The organism is Pseudomonas inefficax, assembly GCF_900277125.1.
Lineage (GTDB): Bacteria > Pseudomonadota > Gammaproteobacteria > Pseudomonadales > Pseudomonadaceae > Aquipseudomonas > Aquipseudomonas inefficax.
Genome location: NZ_OPYN01000228.1, coordinates 1 through 1422, shown reverse-complemented (window position 1 = coordinate 1422; position 1422 = coordinate 1). Strand labels below are relative to the sequence as shown.

The 1422-nt window shown below is 62.9% G+C and carries 1 protein-coding gene and 1 pseudogene; both read left to right on the top strand.

Annotated features, from left to right (window positions below; genetic code table 11):
* Nucleotides 1-1209, top strand: a 1209-nt coding sequence (gene putP / locus JV551A3_RS28805; RefSeq protein ID WP_133979326.1) for a sodium/proline symporter PutP, incomplete at its 5' end; no start/stop codon positions are given.
* A gap of 123 nt (nucleotides 1210-1332) precedes the next feature.
* A pseudogene (locus JV551A3_RS28800) lies at nucleotides 1333-1422 on the top strand (23S rRNA (adenine(2030)-N(6))-methyltransferase RlmJ); the annotation flags it as partial.

Here is a 1422-nt window from a genome sequence, read left to right as displayed (position 1 = left end):
GTCGCTGGCCGTCTGCGCGTGCAGACCGAGCACAACGGCGACGCACTGACCCTGCCGGACTACTTCTCCAGCCGTTTCGAAGACAATAGCGGCCTGCTGCGGATCATCTCGGCCATCGTCATCCTGGTGTTCTTCACCATCTATTGCGCTTCCGGCATCGTTGCCGGTGCCCGTCTGTTCGAGAGCACCTTCGGCATGTCGTACGAAACCGCCCTGTGGGCCGGCGCCGCAGCGACCATCGCCTACACCTTCATCGGTGGTTTCCTGGCGGTGAGCTGGACCGATACCGTGCAGGCTTCGCTGATGATCTTCGCGTTGATCCTAACTCCGGTGATCGTGCTGATCTCCACTGGCGGCTTCGACACCACCTTCGCTGCCATCGAGGCTGTGAACCCGGCCAACTTCGACATGCTCAAGGGCGCCACCTTCATCGGCATCATTTCGCTGATGGGCTGGGGCCTGGGTTACTTCGGCCAGCCGCACATCCTGGCACGCTTCATGGCTGCCGACTCGGTCAAATCGATCGCCAAGGCCCGTCGCATCTCCATGACCTGGATGATCCTGTGCCTGGCCGGCACCTGCGCCGTGGGCTTCTTCGGCATCGCCTACTTCTCTGCGCATCCTGAGCTGGCAGGTCCGGTCACCGAGAACCACGAGCGCGTGTTCATCGAGCTGGCGAAGATCCTGTTCAACCCGTGGGTCGCCGGTGTGCTGCTGTCGGCCATCCTGGCTGCGGTGATGAGCACCTTGAGCTGCCAGCTGCTGGTGTGCTCCAGCGCCCTGACCGAAGACTTCTACAAGGCGTTCCTGCGCAAGAACGCTTCCCAGGTCGAGCTGGTATGGGTCGGTCGCCTGATGGTGCTGGCCGTCGCCCTGATCGCCATTGCCATGGCCGCCAACCCGGAAAACCGCGTGCTGGGCCTGGTGGCTTACGCCTGGGCCGGCTTCGGTGCTGCTTTCGGCCCGGTGGTGTTGATTTCTGTGCTGTGGAAAGGCATGACCCGTAACGGCGCACTGGCCGGTATCGTGGTCGGTGCCCTGACCGTGATCCTGTGGAAGAACTTCGACACCCTCGGGCTGTACGAAATCATCCCGGGCTTCCTGTTCGCCAGCATCGCCATCATCGTGGTGAGCAAGCTGGGCAGCCCGTCGCAGGCGATGGTCAAGCGCTTCGAAACTGCTGATGCGGCGTATCACGCTGACAAGTAACACCGGTTGAATCGGCGGCGCCTGCTTCGCGGGTGAACCCGCGAAGAAGCCCCCGCCGATCGACAGCCAGGCCTGACTCCGCCTGCAAGGCAAGGTAAACTTGCCACCCCCGCAGGAGTTGCCATGAACTATCGTCACGCCTTCCACGCCGGCAACCACGCCGACGTCCTCAAGCACATCGTGCTGACCCGCCTCATCGCCCTGATGTCGCGC